Source organism: Pseudomonas lactis (genome assembly GCF_001439845.1).
In the GTDB taxonomy this organism is placed as follows: Bacteria; Pseudomonadota; Gammaproteobacteria; order Pseudomonadales; family Pseudomonadaceae; genus Aquipseudomonas; species Aquipseudomonas lactis.
Genome location: NZ_JYLO01000009.1, coordinates 241,119 through 259,365 on the forward strand (window position 1 = coordinate 241,119; position 18,247 = coordinate 259,365).

Here is an 18,247-nt window from a genome sequence, read left to right on the forward strand (position 1 = left end):
TAGGAATTTGTTTCATGGAATGTAACGCAGTTAAACAAGCTCTAAGCGCACAACTGATGCGCGGGCGTCTCGATGTCACTGTCGATGCCACACATATCGACCCGGACTCCTTGTTCGGTTTTGCCGAGCGCCGTAATCCAAAGCGTGCGTTTCTTTTCGTGTCCAAAGTACTTGGTCGCCACATACCTGTGCGGCCTTCGATCATGAATTCAAGCTTCAATAGCCTCGCAGCACAAATTCCTGACGATCTGCCTGGGCCCGTACTCGTTATCGGCATGGCTGAAACAGCAGTTGGCCTGGGTGCTGGTGTGCATCGCGCATACAGCGCGACGCGGCCGGACACGGTTTATATGGTCAGCACACGCCACCCTACTGGCAATGACCTGTTCACCCGTTTTGAAGAAGAACATAGCCACGCCAGTGCGCACCTCATTCATTTGCCGATCGATGCCGACGTTCGGGAAATGATGTTGAAGGCCCGTTCGCTAGTGCTGGTCGACGACGAAGCCTCGACGGGCAAAACCTTCATCAATCTTCACCGTGCGCTGGTCGATGCCGGCCTGACTTGGGTCGAGCGCGTGGTGACGTGCGTACTGACGGATTGGTCCGGCGATGCGGTGCGCAAAACCATCGGTGACTCTGCGCATCAGGTTTCGCTGTTGCAGGGGTCGTATACCTTCCACGAGGACGCTGATGCGCCGCTGCCGGAAATGCCGGCCGTGGGCAGCATCGAGCCCGGAGAGTGGCCGTTGTCGGCGGAAAGCGATTGGGGGCGCCATGGTATTCGCTGTGTAGAAGACACTTTGGCTCTCGATCTGAAAGTCAAAGCGGGTGAGCGCGTACTCGTGGTTGGTACCAGCGAATTCGTCTGGCGTCCGTTTTTGCTCGCCGAGCGCTTGGAGCGTGCTGGTGCTGATGTGCATTTCAGTTCGACTAGTCGCTCACCAATCGCACTGGGCCATGCCATCGGTCACGCGTTGTCGTTCGCGGACAACTACGGTCTCGGTATCCCCAACTTCCTCTACAATGTCAGACCAGGGCAATTTGATCGTGTCCTTATTTGCTCGGAAACACCTGAGCAGGCTGTGTCCGTCGCGCTGATTGAATCCCTGAGCGCGGAGGTGATTGTCGATGGTCAATAATCGCCCCCTCGCCCTGGTCGATCTCGACGACACCCTGTTCCAGACTGCTCGCAAAATGCCAGAAGGTTCTCAGCGGATTACTGCGACTCTCGATATCGAGGGTCAGCCCAATGGCTACATGAGTACGGTCCAACACTCCCTCGCCCAGTGGCTCCTGTCTACGACTGACGTGGTCCCAGTTACAGCGCGCAGCGTTGAAGCATTTAGTCGTGTGCAACTGCCTTTTATGCACGGTGCCGTCTGCTCCCATGGCGGCGTGATCCTTGGTGCTGATGGAAAGCTTGACGAGGAATGGCAAGCACGCATGAGCGATGTTCTTGCTGACTATCAGGCTCGCTTGCCAGGCCTCAGTGAAGCAACCCTCGCCATTGGCAAGGAACTGGGCATTTCCTTGCGCGGATGGGTTGTCGAGGAAGAAGGCCTGCGCCACTACGTAGTGACCAAGCACAACGAATCCAATGATGAAGTCCTGCAGACGGTTCTCGCTGAAGTACAGGCCCGCGGTTTATTGGAAGGCATGCACATCCACGGAAATTCCAACAACCTCGCGTTCTTGCCGCTGGGCCTGTCGAAGGTAGTGGCTGTTCAAGAATTGTTGCGCCGTGATCGTGAGGCCAATGGTGAGCGTCCGGTGCTGGGCTTTGGGGACAGCATCACTGACCTCGGTTTCATGCAGGAGTGCCATATGTGGGCGACCCCAGCGCGTAGCCAATTGGCCAAGCTCGTTGGAGGGAAGGTCCATGACTAAGGCCATTGCGGGTCTGGTTACCGTGGGGAGCGGCAGCTATGCAGCAGATGATGTTCAGTTCCTGCTGCAGGCCGTTCAGATGGAGACCACTGATGTCTTGGAGAAGGAGCGTCTGATTCAGTCGAAGCAGAAGCACTACTCCGAAATGATCAGCCTTGAGAGTGCGCCGACTGACGTGCACAAAGCCCTCTACGAGCGCGCACTCGAACAAAACGGTACCCGCATGGCCATGGACGTTCAGTCCCTGGCGCTGGCGCTGAGCGAGGCATGCACGGGCCCGTCTATTGTGCTTGTGTCGTTCGTTCGTGCTGGCTTGCCGCTCGGCGTGTTATTGCGACGGGCCCTGCTAGATATGGGTCGAGATGCGCACCACTACGGAATCAGCATTGTCCGAGATCGAGGGATCGACAAAGTTGCCCTCGAGGCCATCATTCAGGGACATGGTTCCGAGAACGTCGTCTTCGTCGATGGCTGGACAGGGAAGGGCGCAATCTCTGGCGAGATTCAGCGCAGCCTCAATGGCGACTCGCGCTTCCCTGAGGAACCCCGGCTTGTAGTGCTGGCAGATCCCTGCGGCCGGGCGTGGTTGTCCGCGTCGGCTGAAGACTGGGTTATCCCCTCCGGCATCCTTGGTGCGACGGTGTCTGGTCTGGTTTCGCGCTCCATATGGCCCGCAGATGGGGGCCTGCATGGTTGTGTGGTTTATGACCATCTGCGTGCGCACGATGTCACCCGCGAGTTCATCGAGCAGATCGAGGAGAAGCGAAAGGCGCTGGGGACGGTTCCTCAAGCCTCTCCATGGACCGATACCCAGCGCTTTGAACTGCAGGGTGCAGCTTCGCACGTAGTCAAATCGCTGGCCTCCCAGTTAGGCATTACCAATCACAATCGAGTTAAGCCTGGTATTGCCGAAGCAACCCGCGCGGTACTGCGTCGTGTACCGGATCACGTCTTGGTCCGCAGCCGTAGCGACAGTGATGTTCAGTTGCTCATGCACCTGACTGAGGGCGCTGGGGTCGCTGTGGAAGAGGTGGGGGCTGCATTGGGCCCTTACCGGGCGGTAACTATCATTCGGAGTGTGAGCTGATGAAAGTCCTTTCTCCTTATGCCCTGGGGGCAACGCTCTACATGCCGGCCACACGTCCGGATCTTCTGGATGTGGTTTTCCGCACAAAACTGCCAGAACTGCGTTCTTTGGTCGTGTGCCTTGAGGATGCGGTCGCGGAGATTGACGTCGACACGGCTTTGAGAAATCTGCATGGCCTGCTGACCGCAATCAACGAGCGCGGTGGGCGTCCGTCCGATGGTCCACTGCTGTTTGTTCGTCCCCGAGACTCGGTGATGGCTGCAGTGCTGAATGATTGGTCGTTGATGGCCCACGTTGATGGGTTCGTTGTGCCGAAATTGACCCTGCGCAACCTCGGGGAATGGGAACAGGCCGTTACAAACCCGGCGCTGTACCTTATGCCGACGCTGGAAACCACAGAGGTGTTCAACCCTGGTGCAATGGTCGAGTTGGGCCAGGCGCTGAAGGCGAACCTAAATCAGCGGATTATCGCCCTACGTATCGGTGGGAACGACCTGATGGGAAGTCTTGGACTTCGTCGGAATCCTGCAACAACGCTCTATAGCACCCCAATGGGCTACGTGATCCCAATGTTGGCAGGCGTCATGGGGTCCCAAGGTTTCGCACTGACGGCACCAGTGTTCGAGCAACTCGCGACACCGCATTTGCTGATGGAGGAGCTTGAACTCGACATCGCCCATGGCTTGGTAGGGAAGACGGCGATTCATCCATCGCAGATCAGCATGATCCAAGACACGTTGCGCGTAAGCCTCGAAGACCTCAACTGCGCGAAGATGATTGTCAGTGACGCTGCTCCGGCAGTGTTCAAGCACAACGATGCCATGTGCGAACCTGCGACCCATTACAAGTGGGCGGTCAACATCCTTGAACGAGCGAAGTGGCACGGGGTTCGGCAACCAGATGTAGGACCCATTGAGGCCCCTATCCGTTTGGCAGAGGCCGCGGGATGACAATGGAATATGACGATGCTGGCGGGCAAAGGCGTCATGTGCTGTCGGTTTTTGACTTCGACGGCACGCTGACCCGGCACGATAGCTTCGTTCCATTCCTGAAGTTTGCCTTTGGAACCCGGGAATTCAATCGACGTATTTTGCGGCTTGCCCTGCCAAGCGTTCGATACCTGGCTCGGCGTTTGAATCGTGATGAGTTGAAAGCACAGCTGATCAGCACGTTTCTTACAGGCGTAGAAACGAAATGGGTGCAGGAGCAGGCCGTGAAACTCTGCGGGTTATTTTGGGAACAGCTCATGCGCCCTTCAGGTTTAAAATCTGTCGCCGCCGAAGTAGAGGCGGGAGCAGTAGTTACTCTCTGCTCCGCGTCCCCAGCGTTGGTTCTCCAGCCGTTTGCGGATCGACTTGGCATCAGGTTGATCGGCACCGAGCTTGAGGTAGTAGACGGTCTGTTGACCGGGCGCATGACTGGCAACAACTGCAGATGCGAGAACAAAGTACTCAGGCTTGAGGCTGTGTACGGGCCACTGGACCTGTTCCGGGTTAAAGCATGGGGTGATACCCGCGGCGATTTCGAGTTGTTGGCTGCGGCCCAAGAAGCACACTGGCGACACTTTCATCCCGCATGGCGTCGTCTAGGCCTGCGGGCAAATAGAAGCGGGAATTCGGGTGTGCGCAATGTCGCGCAAGCCAACCTGCAAGTGACGATCAACCCTGATCGACACGCGAACACTGATGACCAACAAGGAGCGTAACCATGGCACTTACCCTGCAAAAACAGCAATCCATCTCCCTGGCTAAAACGGCCGGCAGTTCGCTGACCAGCATCAGCCTTGGTTTGGGTTGGGACCCAGTCAAGGCGGGCGGTTTCCTCGGCAAGATGTTTGGTGGCGGTGCCGAGATCGACCTCGACGCTTCCTGCATTTTGCTGAACAGCGATTATCAAAAAATCGACCTGGTGTGGTTTCGCCAACTGAAGTCTCAGGACGGTTCGATCAAACATTCCGGTGACAATCGTACCGGCGAAGGCGATGGTGATGACGAGACCATTAATGTCGACCTGCAGCGCTTGCCTGCCTCCGTCAAGTATCTGATTTTTACGGTAAACTCATTTACGGGACAGACTTTTGAGAAAGTCGAAAAGGCCTACTGCCGTATTGTGAATGGCAGCAACAACAATGAGCTTGCACGCTTCAACCTATCGGACAAAGGTGGGCACACCGGAATCGTCATGGCGAGCCTGACCCGCGAGAATGGCGACTGGGAATTCAAGGCAATCGGTACGACCACGAATGGCCGAACTGCCGACGACCTGATCACTCTGGCCGTTCAGGCGCTGCGCTAATGGCGAATCTCGTACCTGGTGGTAATGCGGCTGTTGCCAGCGGCCAGCTTCGCGTTGATATCAATTACTCGCCAATCCCGGGGGCCGACATTGACGTCTCGGCCTTCGCACTGGGCGCCTCGGCCAAAGTCCGAGGCGATGGCGACATGTGTTTCTATGGCCAGCCTCAAATTCTGGGTGGCGCCGTTCAACTGACCGAGTCCTCGGCCGGGCGCGCAGTGTTTTCCCTCGATACGAGTCGTCTTGAGTCTTCAGTTGAGAAAGTGGCCCTTACCGCCACTATCTACGAAAACAAGGCAAGCTTTGAACGTGTGTCACAACTTTCGGTTGTGGTGACAGGTGGAATCGAAGCTCAAATCCCTACTGGCGGCATGAAGGAAACAGCACTCATCCTCGGCGAATTTTATCGCCGAAATGGTGACTGGAAATTCCGCTGTGTGGCCCAGGGCTTCAATGGTGGACTTGAGCCGTTGGCCAAGCACTTCGGTGTAGATGTCGCCGCACCAGCGCCGGCCCCTGCCCCAGTGGTACAAACGCCGCCGCCTGCTCCGGCCGCGCCCCCTAAATCTACGATTAGTCTGAACAAGGTCACCCTCGATAAAACACGATCGTCTATCAGTCTTGAAAAGACGGCAGCCGGTTTCGGCGAAATCAAGGTGAACTTGAACTGGAACAAAGGCAGCTCGGGCGGGTTCTTCAAGCGAAGCCAATCCGTCGACCTGGACGTTGGTTGCCTGTACGAACTGCAGGACGGCGAGAAAGGAGTTGTTCAAGCCCTCGGTAAATCGTTCGGTAGTCTTACACGTGAGCCTTTCATTCAGTTGATGGGTGACGACCGTACTGGCTCTGTCGCTGGTGGTGAGTGGATGCACATCAACGGGACCAAGTGGAGTGAAATCCGCCGGATCTTGGTCTTCGCCTTTATCTACGAGGGTGCTCCGAACTGGAGAGAAACCGATGGTGTTGTGACCATTCTCATCCCAGGCCAACCTGAAATTGAGGTGCGTCTCAATGAAGAGGGTGGTCGTGACGCAATGTGTGCCATTGCGATGCTTGAAAATGTGAACGGCGCCGTTAAGGTCTCTCGGCGTGTGGACTTCCATCGAGGTCACGCAGTAATGGACAAAGCTTACGGCTGGGGCATGAACTGGCGCGCAGGCTCCAAATAGAAAATCTGGCGGGGTCTGTCGACCCGGCCCTTGGGGGAACACAACATGTTTGCATGGCTTAAACAAAACGCTGTTGCAGCGCGTGAAGCACTGTCTACTGAAGTTTCAAAGTTCAAGAACCAGAAATTTCTTGATGCGATGACTGCGAATTGCGCGCTCATCTCGGCTGCGTCAGGTGGTATCTCTTCTGAAGAAAAACAGAAGATGACCGGTTTCATTCAAAACTCGCCTGAGTTGAATGTGTTCGACATGGGCGACGTAATCAAGGCGTTCAACGCACACTGCGAAAAGTTCGAGTTCGACTTTCAGATTGGCCAGGCCGAAGCACTGAAGGTGATCGGCAAGATCAAGAACGATGCTGGCGCTGCCCGGCTCTTGGTTCGAGTCGGCTGCGCCATTGGTGCGTCTGACGGCGATTTCGATGACAAAGAAAAAGCGGCGTGCCGCTTGGTCTGCCTTGAGCTGGGCCTTAACCCAGCTGACTTTGAACTTTAAGGAGCGGTACTTTGGACACTCACATCGGTTTCCCTCCGCTGACCATGGCGGTATTCGTGGGGATCGCGCTCGGCGCGCTTCTCCTCGACATGGTCACTCACCGCGGTGACAAGCCAATTTCCCTGGCTAAGGCTTCGATTTGGTCGATCTTCTGGATCGCTATCTCGTTGGCGTTCGCCGGCTTCTTATACGTACAGCACGGCCCGGAGGTCGCCAGCCTGTTTGTAACTGGCTACGCCCTCGAAAAAGTTCTCAGCGTCGACAACCTGTTTGTGTTCATGGCGATTTTCGCATGGTTCAAAGTGCCGGATGGCATGCGTCACCGCGTGCTGTACTGGGGCATCATTGGCGCGATCGTGTTCCGCGGCATCTTCGTTGCCATTGGTACCGGTCTGCTGGCTTTCGGTCCATGGGTCGAAATCGTGTTCGCCGTGATCGTTGCGTGGACCGCAGTTATGATGCTGCGCGCCGGCGGCGATGATGAAGAGGAAGAGGACTACTCCAAGCACATGGCTTACCGCTTCGCACAGAAGTTGTTCCCTGTGTGGCCGAAACTTCACGGCCATAATTTCTTCGTCAGCCGTAAGCAGCTAGAGGTGGAACTCCAGAAGCCTGAGAACAAAGGCATGACCCTGGCAGCAAAAGGAACAGTTTTTGCGACCCCGCTGTTCCTCTGCCTTGTAGTGGCCGAAGTTTCTGACGTGTTGTTCGCGTTCGACTCTGTGCCAGCGGTGATCGCCGTTAGCCGTGAGCCCCTGATCGTCTACTCTGCCATGCTGTTTGCGATCCTGGGACTGCGTACCATGTACTTCGTGCTCGAAGCGCTGAAACGCTACCTGGTTCACCTTGAAAAATCTGTAGTCGCCCTGCTGTTCTTCATCGCCATTAAACTCGGCCTGAACGCTACCGACCACATGTTTCACCATGGCTACACAATCGATGCAAACACCAGCCTGCTAATCGTTATGGTTGTACTGGCGATTGGTGTAGTTGCAAGCCTTGTCTTTCCAGGCAAGGAAGAAGCTCAAACTGAAACCGCTGAGTAATAGCCCATACCACAAGGAGTAATACCCATGGCGTTGACCCTACAGAAAGGTGGCAATCTTTCGTTGACCAAAACCGACCCGAGCCTGACCAAAATTTTGGTAGGCCTGGGCTGGGACCCGCGTGCTACTGATGGTGCTGAGTTCGACCTGGACGCCAGTGCGCTACTGCTGGGCGCAAATGGCAAAGTACGCGGGGAAGCCGACTTCATTTTCTACAACCAGCTGAAAAGCGTTGACGGTTCGGTTGAGCACACTGGCGACAACCGCACTGGTGCGGGCGACGGCGACGACGAAGTAATCAAGGTAGACCTGAGCCGCATCCCGGCCGACGTGGACAAAGTGGTCTTCATCGTTACCATCCACGATGCAGAAGTACGCAAGCAAAGCTTCGGTCAGGTCGGCGGCTCCTTCATTCGCATCGTTAACGATACGACCAATGCGGAAGTCGTTCGTTACGACCTGGCAGAAGACGCATCGACTGAAACTGCGATGGTGTTCGCTGAGTTGTACCGCAACGGCGGCGAGTGGAAATTCCGGGCTGTTGGTCAGGGTTATGCCGGCGGCCTGAAAGCTCTGGCCAATAACTATGGCATGAATTTTTAACGTCTAAGCCGTTAATCTAATTATCTTTTTTTACCTGGCCTTGATCTAAAGGCCTGGTCTACCTTACTTAAAGGAATCGAAAATGGCCGTATCTCTGCAGAAAGGCGGGAACGTTAGTTTGTCTAAAGAGGCCCCAGGCCTGACCGAAGTCACTGTAGGTCTGGGTTGGGACGCACGAGTTACCGATGGTTCGAAATTCGACCTCGACGCGTCGATCTTCATCCTGGGTGAAAGCGGCCAAGTCCTCGACGACGCCAGCTTCATTTTCTACAACAACAAGAAATCGGTTGATGGTTCTGTTGAACACATGGGCGACAACCAGTCCGGCGAAGGCGAAGGTGATGACGAGCAAGCCACCGTCAAGTTGAACGGTCTGGCTGCCGCTGTGAAGAAGCTGGTTTTCGCAGTGACCATTCACGACGCTGAAGCGCGCAAGCAGAGCTTCGGCCAGGTTGCCAATGCATACATCCGTGTAGTGAACAAGGCTGACGGCAAAGAACTGGCGCGCTACGACCTGAGCGAAGACGCTTCGACTGAAACCGCCATGATCTTCGGCGAGCTGTACCGTAATGGCGACGAGTTCAAGTTCAAGGCGATTGGCCAAGGTTTTGCTGGTGGCCTGGCGCCTCTGGCTAAATCGATGGGCGTGAACATCGGCTAACGCGCAAGGGGTGAGAAAGCCCCCGCGAAACGGGGGCTTTTTCTTGCCTACTGAAAGTCCACGGAGTTGGTCCTGTAGGCGGTTTTGACGAATTCATCACTAGGAGCGACTGCTGGCGATCGCCACGGCAGTCTACCGGTTCTCGGGTTTAAAAGGATATTTGGATGAGCATGTTTCGTGGGGTTGTAGCTGCGGGTGTTTTGGTGTCTATGTCAGGCTGCGGAGCCTACAACGACTTCCAGGCAAACAATGCAGTTCAAGAATACAGGCAGGCATGCCTTGGAAATTATACGAACGAGTGTGAAAGCAAACTGGTCGACACGAACATTGTCATGCTCGAGCTCGCACGAAGCAACATCGAGCGGGAGAAGGACTCGATCGTGCAAGTCGTCGGCAAAGATGGATTTGATCGTTTCTCAAAAACTGCCAATGAGCTAATTGACCACTTGGTCGATCAACAGGAAAACAAGCGTCCAGGTTTTTTTGCACGATGGTTCCTGGGTGAAGGTCAACCGTTCGGCAACACACGCAACCAACTTTTTGACATTGCGGACATGCAAGAATTACGCGCTGCAGTGCTTCAAAACATCAGCGCCGGTGTCCACGCGAGCAAAGCATCTGCTAAGCCTAATGAACCAATGACTGAGACTGAGGCAATCTTGTTAGGCAAGGTACCTCAGGCACCGATTCAGGCTCAGGTCACCCAGACTGCCCGGCCGGCGGAACCAGCAGCACAGGCCGTCGAATCGACTGTTCAGGCATTAGTGCCATCCAACCTTGCTGCATCTGCAGATCGGATGATCGCGAGTGAAATCGCCCAGGATGGCGGGGATGAATACAAGGAGGGCCGTCAGGTTATTTTTGCTGACCTGAATAACGACGGCATCAAGGATGCCGTGTTGCTTTACACGATCGAAGGTCAAGGTGGCGGTAATGGCTACTTCCAAACCCTTGCCGCGTTCATTGGCAACTCGGCAGGTTGGGACTTCCGTGGAAAAGCTGTAGTCGGCAATGGTGTCCAGGACATTCAGGTAGTTGATCCCCAAACCGTCAGACTGACGGTTCTCTCCGTCGGTCCGGATGATGCGGATTGCTGCCCGAGTGTTCAGAGCACCGAAAACTACAAGTGGGACGGCACGACCTTTCTTCAAGCCCCAACGTCGTAAGTAAGAGCCAGGCTTCAGGCACCTAGCCGTGTGCATACGAGCGCGGTTAGGCAGGGCTCTGACGAAACGCTGGAGTAAACAAAATGAAGGAAAAATCGAATATGTCGCGATTCAACATCGGCTCTGGCCTTTTCGTCATGTTGCTCACCCTGGTATCAGCCCACTCCAATGCCACCAGCTTTGATTGCACCAAAGCTGCAAGCTTTGCTGAGAAATCGATTTGCACAGATTCTGCACTCAGTCGTCTGGATGAGCAGATGAACTCCGAATATGTCCGCGCTTTAGACGCAGCGCCGAACAAGGCCCAGGTCCGTCAAGATCAACGAGACTGGTTGCGTCTGCGCGACAACTGCAAGACCGCCAGTTGCTTAACCGCTTCGATGACTGATCGGCTCAGTGTTCTATTACGCACCAAGGTGGATCAGCCATCTAAAGCGCCAACCTCCGTTGCCGCTACCCGGGTTGATCAATCTGAAACGAATGTGATTTCAAAGGCCGCTACTTCTCCAATGGTCCCCGCCGTGGTGAAGCCGGCAGCCCCGCGAAATGCCACGGATGATCATCAAGCGATCCTGAACTTGAAGATTGGCCTGTTCGTGATGGCAATGTTGCTGCTGGTCTGCATTTACCTGCACCGTCGGGGGACCATTACGATCTATCAGGACTACACCGACGCGCTTTGGACAACCTTGACTCCGATCTTGGGGATTGGGGCGTATTTCGCCGCGAGCGCCTGGCTGGAGGTACCACGCAACTACTCCATCATTGCTGCCTGTGTCCTTGGTGGTCTTATGTCATTGCAGGTGCTTATCCAAACGTACAGAAGCAACAGCATCTGGTTTTTCCTTTTATCCCTCTTCGCAAAGGTCACTCTGCTGACTTTCTACCTCCTGATGATGGCCCTCCTGCTGTGCGGCGGTGCGCGAACCAAAAGTGAGGCCCGGCGGCGGCGCGGCTGGGCAGTGCTTGCCACGACTGTATTCGTATTCCTCTCAGGCTGGATGTGTCGGCATCGGCAATTCAGTTCGATCGACGATTACATAGCCGGACGGGCATAAGTGACATATCGGAGGTTGCGCTATTGCCACATGCGCGGCCACCGATGTAAATGGACGTCGGGCCAGTCTAAGGGGCCCGACCGAAGCCGGCATTTTCAAACAACAAAGAATCCAGGAAGAAGGATCAAGGAGTAGTCATGGGATTTCGTTTCAGCAAGCGAATCACGATTGTGCCTGGCGTACGCCTTAACATTAGCGGCAAAGGGGTAAGTACTTCGATAGGGCCTCGTGGTCTGAGTATGACGATGGGTCGCAATGGCACCTATCTCAATGCGGGCTTACCCGGTACTGGTCTTTCATATCGTGAAAGGATCGACCGGCCCAGTAGATCGAGTAGCTCCCAACCAGGACCTGCCGGAAGCGAATACTCTGGCCAGGTAAAGGTGAAAGTAAACGACGATGGCACGTTGTTGATTACGGATATAGATGACATCGAGTTGCCGACTGCTGTCATCAAACGCGTCAAATCCGAGATGGCCGATTCCATTCAGGACTTGCTGACTCAAGCAGCTGATAAGGTCAATCAGGATCTCGAATCCTGCCTTGGTGTGCACCTACTGACGCCGCGGCCGGGGGCCATGCCGTTGATCCCAGCTCCATTCGCCATTGAAGAACCCACGAGGCCCACTCAGCAGACGCCAGGTTTGATGGATCGAATGCTGCTGCGCATCGCTAAGATTGAGCGTGAGGCTGAGTCGGCGGAAGAGCAGTATCGACAAGACCTCGCGAACTGGCAGGCCACGCGTGACGCGCATGAACTTGAACGCACCGAAATCGAGAAAGCATTCCGGCTGGCGGCAAAGGGCTTCAGTGCTCAGATGGAACGTGCCCTGGACTATGTGTTGAGCGGCATTGCCTGGCCAAAAGAAACCCAGGTGGACTATGAGTTCTCACAAGACGTTACCGGCGTCGCGCTCGATGTTGATTTACCTGATGAGGGCGATATCCCGCAGCGCAGCGCTGAAGCCCGTGGCAACGGCAAACTAACCTTCAAAAATCGTTCGGATGCCCAGGTACGTAGAGACTTTGTCGCGCTGTGCTATGGATCTCTGTTTCGAGTTGTAGGGGAGGTGTTCGCTCTACTGCCGGCGATCCAGAAGATTCTAGTGTCGGGTTATATCCAGCGTGACAACCCCGCTACCGGGACAGTGGAGGATCAATACGTGCTCTCGGTCTTGGTAACGCGAGATCAGTGGGATGCGATTGATTTCAATCGTCTGGATGCGATCGATCCTGCAGCGACCCTGAACGCGTGTGGCGCAGTGGTAAAGCTGGACCGCTCTGCGCGTTTTGTTGAGGTGACGCCGATGGATATGTCGGTCTTGAACTGAAGACAACCGCGGCGGCTAGAGCCGCCGCGGTGTGGGGAGGGCAGGAGAGGGTTAGCGAATGATTCCTTCGCGCTTTGCCTCCAAGATCCACATCGGAAACTCCTGCATCAGCCGTTCGTACAACTGCTCTTCCGTCATGTCGTGCAGGTCATCCAGGGCAAAGAATCCGCAGTTGTCCACGACTCTCCCGGGCATGGTGTCCAGTTTTTCCAGAATGCCGTAATTCCGGCCTGCTAAACCAATGTATTGCCAGAAGATTCCCAGCTTCGCTGCATCCACCATAAGTTGCGTGATCTTGCGGTTTTCAGACACGCCACCGTCGCTGATGAAAACCACAAACATTGGGGTTTTGTCTTTGGAAGCTTGGAAGGACTCGATCACTTTTTGGATCGCCTTCGGCTCATCATTGTAGCGCCGACCGACGTCCCACTTTTTCCAGCCGCTGTTGTCGGATTCGACAAAGTTCTGGTAGTTGTTCAGTGTCACAGGTGAGAGTCGCAATGGCCGTTCGGCAAATGTCCAGCACTCAAGTTCGGCGTCTGTATCTAGGGCGACGGCGATTGGCACAAGTCGATTGAGTACTTCCTGCACCCGGCCGGTTTTGTATTGATTTCTCATTGAGTCGGTGACGTCGAGCACGAGCAAAACGCGAGCTTTCATTCCAACCAGGCAGGCTTTCTCGAGGCTAACCTGTGCCTTCTTGGCCAGACTGACCAGTTCCGGCGCGACAGCAGCTACACGCTTCTCCAGAGAGATTGTGGAGGGAGATGGGGCCGGTGCAGCCTCTTCAGTAACTTCGCCGCCAAAATACCTCACGAGAGCGTCCAAGCCCTCGGCAAACCCCTGAAGGTTTGAGGCCAACCGCCACTCCCGATTCTTACGGTAAAGCTCAACGATCATTACCGCTTTCTCGGTTGTGAATGTGAGCCCTGAGAATGCGCAGGTCGCTCCTATCTCACCAGATGGGCTGATTACTTTGAAGTTGCCATTCTGGATGTCATTCATCGCCCCGGCACCGTCGATGGAGGCTGTAAAGACCAAGCGATCGATAGAGGCGGGCAGGGTGGCTAGATTAATTTCAAACTGGCCACCGGGGGCGAGAACCAAACTGCCGCAAGGCGTGAAAGGCTGATTGAAGAAGACCATGTAGCGATCATCAGAAAGCTTGCCATGTTCGTCGACACCGAAACATACGAAATCGATTGCGCTGGGGCTCTCAATGTTGACCGAGAGAGTGAATGAGAGACCGGGAAGAATATTTGCCAGAGGCATACGCTGGCCTTGGGTGATCTGCATGCATGGTTCCTTGTGACGATTAGAGCGCCTAATTATGAAACGGCCAAGGTGATACAGCCATTTTCACAGGAGTGGCTGGTATATCCGTAGGCTTAAACTTAACGGCGCTCGATGTTTCTGCAAGTCTTATACGGCCAATGAGGTCGCAGCGGGAAATTCCTATGGGAAGAACTGTTCATTCTCTCGAGGACACGGGGCAATTCATCATGGGTTGACGAGGCCGATGATGCTTGCATACAACCAAAATAGAAATCCCGCGGCGGCCGTGTGCCGTCGCGGGATTACTTGTCAAGCATGAATCTGCTGAAAGCGCCTGCTAGCACGAAAGCTTAGACATACTGTTTTTTGCCGCTCCTTTCGATTGGGTGGCCTTTAAATACGTGTGGGCCGTCCATGGTCAGCTCAATTTTGTCTCCCTTTCGAGTCAGCCACGGGGTGGCTTCGCTGCCGGCTTTGGAGGTAACTCCGGACGGGCTAAGCAGGACAAAGTCCTGGGAAATTTCGATCTGCCCGATCACATAGGTATACACCATTGAGCTAAAAAACCCGGATTTGAACTCGAATGCGCATTCCACGACCTGGTCGCCATACTCCATCCGCATCTTAGGTTTCAGCGATGCCACCGAAACCGCACCGTTATCTACTGCTGAATAAACGCTGCAGACCAGCGCTACCTTGCCGCCCATGAGCTGCGAGATTGCTGGGTTAATTTCGACGGTTTCAATACCAGGAGCTGAGGTGCTGGCGCTGACCACGTCACCGGTATGGAAAACGAAGGGATCGACGTCAAAAGCCCCACGCTTGTCAGGTGCCTGGATGATGGACATTCGCCCATCAGGGCGAAGGATGCCGATTCGCAGATCGAGGTCGTCGTTGTCAGATCCGTCGCCGTTATCAACCCACGTAGCGCTGACGCGAATTACCTTTGGAGCTGACGGCCCTTTTTCGAGTGACACCTTGTGGCTGCTGCCAGGCTTGTCCAGTTTTACCACGGTCTTAGCGATGTTGACGGGCTTCGGAGGCGGCGCAGGTGTTACCGCCTGCCCGGAGGATGCATCGTCTTCAACTTCGATGCCATAAAACCCGCAAAGTCCGGCAAGACCTGAGGCGAAACCTTGCCATACAGATCGCGCTTTGAGCTGGCCGTTCCGGACGTACAACTCAAGCACGATGATGCCCGTCTCTTGTGAGAAGGGCTCAGGTGCCAGTTCCAGGGTTTGGTCCCCGGCAATGACGATAGCGCGTAGGTCTTTGACTGCTTCGAAGCCGCCGGCGCTGCCGTCTTGCGTCAAAGTAATAGCGATCTTCGTTATGTTGGCAGGCAGTCGAGACGAGTCGAAGCTGATGCTGTGACTCACCGTGTCGCCACGAGCGACCGGGGGCGCGAATGTCGCCGCGCCTGAAGAGTGCTCGGGTGCATTGAAGAAAACCATGCCGCTGTCATCCACTACCTTGCCAGTGTCGGTGACCAAAAACGCAGTAAGGTTCACGTCTAGGTTGTTACCTGCCGCATGGGTAACTTCCACCCAACCTTGGGAGGAAAAGATCGTTGTGTTCTCGCCGGGTTTGAGTGACTGATTCAATTCATGCCGCCTATTCCATGGGTTTTCGTAACGCATTGTTCATGCGCTGCGCTTTTGTTGTTTGAGCGCGAAGGCCGGCCAATGGGGAAACATCCCTCATTGGTGCTGATCGCATTGATGCAGTTTAACGGCTTGGCCGCCGGCGACCGCCGAGACATCCATTCTCCATTTACACACCGTCTGAAACCCAAGTTTGGAACGTACGAGAGGGAATGTTGTGCGCGACATTGAAAGTCCTCTCAGTCCCGTTAAGTTCTGTTCGTAGGAAACAAAAACATCTGCCCGGCGTTCTGCACCGGAATTCGACAAGGCATTTTAAGTGGTGCGGTCTCCTCCTAGATGGCAATATGCTACATCTATTTGCGCTCCCCCTCATCATCCAGGGTCTGGCGTTTAATTTCTGACAAGGACCCGTTGGATGCTAATCGCACTTGTGGTTTTGAACGCCCTTTATTTGATCTGCAGTCTGCTGTTCAACGCCGAGCTGCTCAACATGGCTGGCGCTGATATCCCCCTCCGAAAACTCGAAGTCCTTGAGACCTATAGCCAGATCCTGGCGGCGACGAGTATGTGCTTGCTGGTATGGCGAATCTGTTATCGACGATACCAAGGCAAGGGGAGGGTGCTGTGGGTTTGGCTCGGAGCATCGGCTCTTGTCGTTACGCCGTTAACGTGGTGGTTTCAGGGTGCGGCACCGGATTGGATCGCAGAGCAGTTCCCCGGCTCGCTACGGGTCAGTAGCCTCTACGCATACGTCACCAAAAAGGGATTGCTCTATGACTCCCTGACTATTCCGCAGATCCCCTATAAGGCTTACAAGGATCAGGGAGAGGGGAAGGCTTTTATAGCAAACCTCGGCGTTCTGATGAGTGTTCAAGGCTCTTACGTCGAGCGCATCGACAGGAACTTCCAAGGCTTTTCAGCTGCTGTTTTTCGTGGCTACACCGTCCGTAATGGAGACGCGTTATACGAGCGCTTGCAAGAAACTGTCGTGCCCTCAGTCAGTGACATCAGCAGGGCGTATGCACAGCTTGAAGGTTTTCGTGCGGGAGGCATCTCGGGGAGTGAGTGGCGACCGATCAAATGGCCGAATGCAGGGGAAGATCTGGGATACCAGCCGACCATTGACGAGTACGCCCGGTCAATCAATCCCGGTGTGCGGACACGAGATGCTCTGGCCAACACCACCGAGGTTCGCCACATGGCGAAGACCAAACTCGGTCCTCTCTATGTGAAGGGCATGAACCTTCTGGCTACGCGAGAGCAGTACCAGGCTTATCTGCCTGGCATTGCCGACAACATGGCCTATGACGTCGCTCACACCGACATCCACGGGGCTGAAGGTTTGAACGTCCTCAAGAATATGTGGTTTATCCCCTTCTCCCTTCTTAGTGGGTTGTTCTTCGGCGGCATCAGTCTTGTGGTCTTGATCATCTCGGGTGTTGAGGCGCTTCGAAGCCTCCCCGGGCGAATTCGCTTCGTTCGACCGGTCGCCGTGATTTCGATCGTTATGCTGCCTCTCGTTGTTGGCAACGCAATTGTCGATAGCCCCGGTTATAGAGATGCGTTCAGGAGCTTGGGCAAACAGCCAGTTGTGCTTGCCACCGTTTTCCATTGGGCCATGTCCTCAGAAGCAATGCTTTACAACATTACAAGGCCTCTGCTGAAAGCAGAGTGACCTACACAAAGGGAGAGTCACCGTGCGTAAAAAGTTTCTCGTTTCAGTACTGGCATTGACCATCGCAGCATCAACCTCTGGCTGCGCTGAGTTGGGTATCAACAAGCAACAGGCTGGCACCGCAGTGGGTGTCGTTGCTGGCGCTGTCATCGGGCAGTTCATCGGGAAAGGCAACGGACGGATCGTGGCAACCCTGGTCGGCGGTGCACTGGGCGGTTACATCGGTAACAAAATCGGTGCAAAACTGGATGAGCAGGATCAGCAGGCCCTAGCACAACGCACGCAAGATGCATTGAACGCGTCGCCGAGCGGGTCCAGTCTGCCCGTGTCCTGGACATCGGCCCATTCTGGCGCGTCGGCGGAGATCGTTCAGGGCAAAGAGTTCACCCAAACCAAAACGGTTGAAGTGAAACGTGCTCCGAAGATCGTCGCCGTCCCTTCGATGAAGCTCATCAATGAACAGTACGTCACCAAAAGTAGTTCGAATGTGCGCGCCGCGCCTGAAAAAGGCGCAGACAAAGTGGGTGGTTTGAAACCTGGCACCGAGTTTACTGCCGTTGGTTCGACAGGCGACTGGATTCTTGTCGGCCGCAAGGGTGTAACTGTCGGCTACGTCCACAAAGATTTGGTTGAACCAAAATCAGTAGCCGTTGCGAAGCGTGTGAAGTCCGCGGCCAACCTGGACGAGATGAACGTCGCTGCCGACAAGGAAACAAGGGCCTTCGATCTCGATTCGATCCCGACGTTGCCAACTCAGCAGGTCGCTGCTGAAACGTCTTGCCGGCCGGTGACCGTGAGCCTCAAAGCGGCCGACGGAAACACTGTGCAGGAGAAGAACACCTTCTGCAAACAAGCCAACGGCACCTGGGAACTCATCTAAGGAATCTTC

Annotated in this window: 18 protein-coding genes; 16 read left to right on the plus strand and 2 right to left on the minus strand. The window is 55.0% G+C overall.

What is annotated here, in order from left to right:
- The first annotated feature begins 14 nt into the window (after nt 1-14).
- From TX24_RS17370 to TX24_RS17435, 14 genes are all read left to right on the plus strand, one after another.
- Entirely contained in the window at nt 15-1,142 is a 1,128-nt protein-coding gene (locus TX24_RS17370; protein WP_057710732.1) for a phosphoribosyltransferase domain-containing protein, read from the plus strand.
- Complete coding sequence (locus tag TX24_RS17375; RefSeq protein WP_057710733.1) at nt 1,132-1,890, plus strand: HAD family hydrolase; 759 nt, start codon at nt 1,132-1,134, stop codon at nt 1,888-1,890. Before TX24_RS17370 ends, TX24_RS17375 begins: the two co-directional genes overlap by 11 nt.
- On the plus strand, nt 1,883-2,977 hold the full coding sequence (locus TX24_RS17380) for a cysteine protease StiP domain-containing protein (RefSeq protein WP_057710734.1): 1,095 nt from the start codon (nt 1,883-1,885) through the stop codon (nt 2,975-2,977). Before TX24_RS17375 ends, TX24_RS17380 begins: the two co-directional genes overlap by 8 nt.
- Nucleotides 2,977-3,927, plus strand: a complete 951-nt coding sequence (locus TX24_RS17385; RefSeq protein ID WP_057710735.1) for an HpcH/HpaI aldolase/citrate lyase family protein — start codon at nt 2,977-2,979, stop codon at nt 3,925-3,927. The genes TX24_RS17380 and TX24_RS17385 overlap by 1 nt, the downstream gene beginning before the upstream one ends.
- A complete protein-coding gene (locus TX24_RS17390) occupies nt 3,924-4,682 on the plus strand; it encodes an HAD family hydrolase (RefSeq protein ID WP_057710736.1) in 759 nt (252 codons plus the stop codon). Before TX24_RS17385 ends, TX24_RS17390 begins: the two co-directional genes overlap by 4 nt.
- Before the next feature lie 2 nt (nt 4,683-4,684).
- Nucleotides 4,685-5,272, plus strand: coding sequence for a TerD family protein (locus TX24_RS17395; protein ID WP_057710737.1), 588 nt, complete (start codon nt 4,685-4,687; stop codon nt 5,270-5,272).
- Complete coding sequence (locus tag TX24_RS17400; RefSeq protein ID WP_057710738.1) at nt 5,272-6,441, plus strand: TerD family protein; 1,170 nt, start codon at nt 5,272-5,274, stop codon at nt 6,439-6,441. The genes TX24_RS17395 and TX24_RS17400 overlap by 1 nt, the downstream gene beginning before the upstream one ends.
- A gap of 45 nt (nt 6,442-6,486) precedes the next feature.
- Nucleotides 6,487-6,936 (plus strand): tellurite resistance TerB family protein, encoded by a 450-nt coding sequence (locus tag TX24_RS17405; protein ID WP_057710739.1) that lies wholly within the window; start codon nt 6,487-6,489, stop codon nt 6,934-6,936.
- A 44-nt stretch (nt 6,937-6,980) separates the two neighbouring features.
- Complete coding sequence (locus tag TX24_RS17410) at nt 6,981-7,982, plus strand: TerC/Alx family metal homeostasis membrane protein (protein ID WP_057710783.1); 1,002 nt, start codon at nt 6,981-6,983, stop codon at nt 7,980-7,982.
- A gap of 27 nt (nt 7,983-8,009) precedes the next feature.
- Nucleotides 8,010-8,585 (plus strand): TerD family protein, encoded by a 576-nt coding sequence (locus TX24_RS17415; RefSeq protein WP_046071045.1) that lies wholly within the window; start codon nt 8,010-8,012, stop codon nt 8,583-8,585.
- Nucleotides 8,586-8,667: 82 nt separating this feature from the next.
- Entirely contained in the window at nt 8,668-9,246 is a 579-nt protein-coding gene (locus TX24_RS17420) for a TerD family protein (RefSeq protein WP_046071046.1), read from the plus strand.
- A gap of 164 nt (nt 9,247-9,410) precedes the next feature.
- A complete protein-coding gene (locus TX24_RS17425) occupies nt 9,411-10,412 on the plus strand; it encodes a hypothetical protein (RefSeq protein WP_057710740.1) in 1,002 nt (333 codons plus the stop codon).
- 83 nt (nt 10,413-10,495) lie between these two features.
- Nucleotides 10,496-11,470, plus strand: coding sequence for a lysozyme inhibitor LprI family protein (locus TX24_RS17430; protein ID WP_057710741.1), 975 nt, complete (start codon nt 10,496-10,498; stop codon nt 11,468-11,470).
- Nucleotides 11,471-11,607: 137 nt separating this feature from the next.
- A complete protein-coding gene (locus tag TX24_RS17435) occupies nt 11,608-12,801 on the plus strand; it encodes a DUF4236 domain-containing protein (RefSeq protein ID WP_082628817.1) in 1,194 nt (397 codons plus the stop codon).
- A 51-nt stretch (nt 12,802-12,852) separates the two neighbouring features.
- Here the strand turns inward: TX24_RS17435 and TX24_RS17440 are convergent, their stop codons facing one another.
- Together TX24_RS17440 and TX24_RS17445 are read right to left on the minus strand one after the other, a co-directional pair.
- Nucleotides 12,853-14,097: a VWA domain-containing protein gene (locus tag TX24_RS17440; RefSeq protein WP_057710742.1), complete on the minus strand. Its 1,245-nt coding sequence runs from the start codon at nt 14,095-14,097 to the stop codon at nt 12,853-12,855.
- Nucleotides 14,098-14,426: 329 nt separating this feature from the next.
- The gene (locus tag TX24_RS17445; protein ID WP_057710743.1) at nt 14,427-15,680 is read right to left on the minus strand and encodes a TerD family protein; all 1,254 of its coding nucleotides are present in this window, start codon (nt 15,678-15,680) and stop codon (nt 14,427-14,429) included.
- Nucleotides 15,681-16,098: 418 nt separating this feature from the next.
- Here TX24_RS17445 and TX24_RS32170 point away from each other — a divergent pair, with 418 nt between their 5' ends.
- Complete coding sequence (locus tag TX24_RS32170; protein ID WP_057710744.1) at nt 16,099-17,358, plus strand: hypothetical protein; 1,260 nt, start codon at nt 16,099-16,101, stop codon at nt 17,356-17,358.
- Between the two features lie 22 nt (nt 17,359-17,380).
- Nucleotides 17,381-18,238 carry an SH3 domain-containing protein gene (locus TX24_RS17455; RefSeq protein WP_046071053.1) on the plus strand — a complete coding sequence of 286 codons (858 nt, stop codon included), beginning with the start codon at nt 17,381-17,383 and terminating at the stop codon, nt 18,236-18,238.
- Nucleotides 18,239-18,247 lie beyond the last annotated feature (9 nt).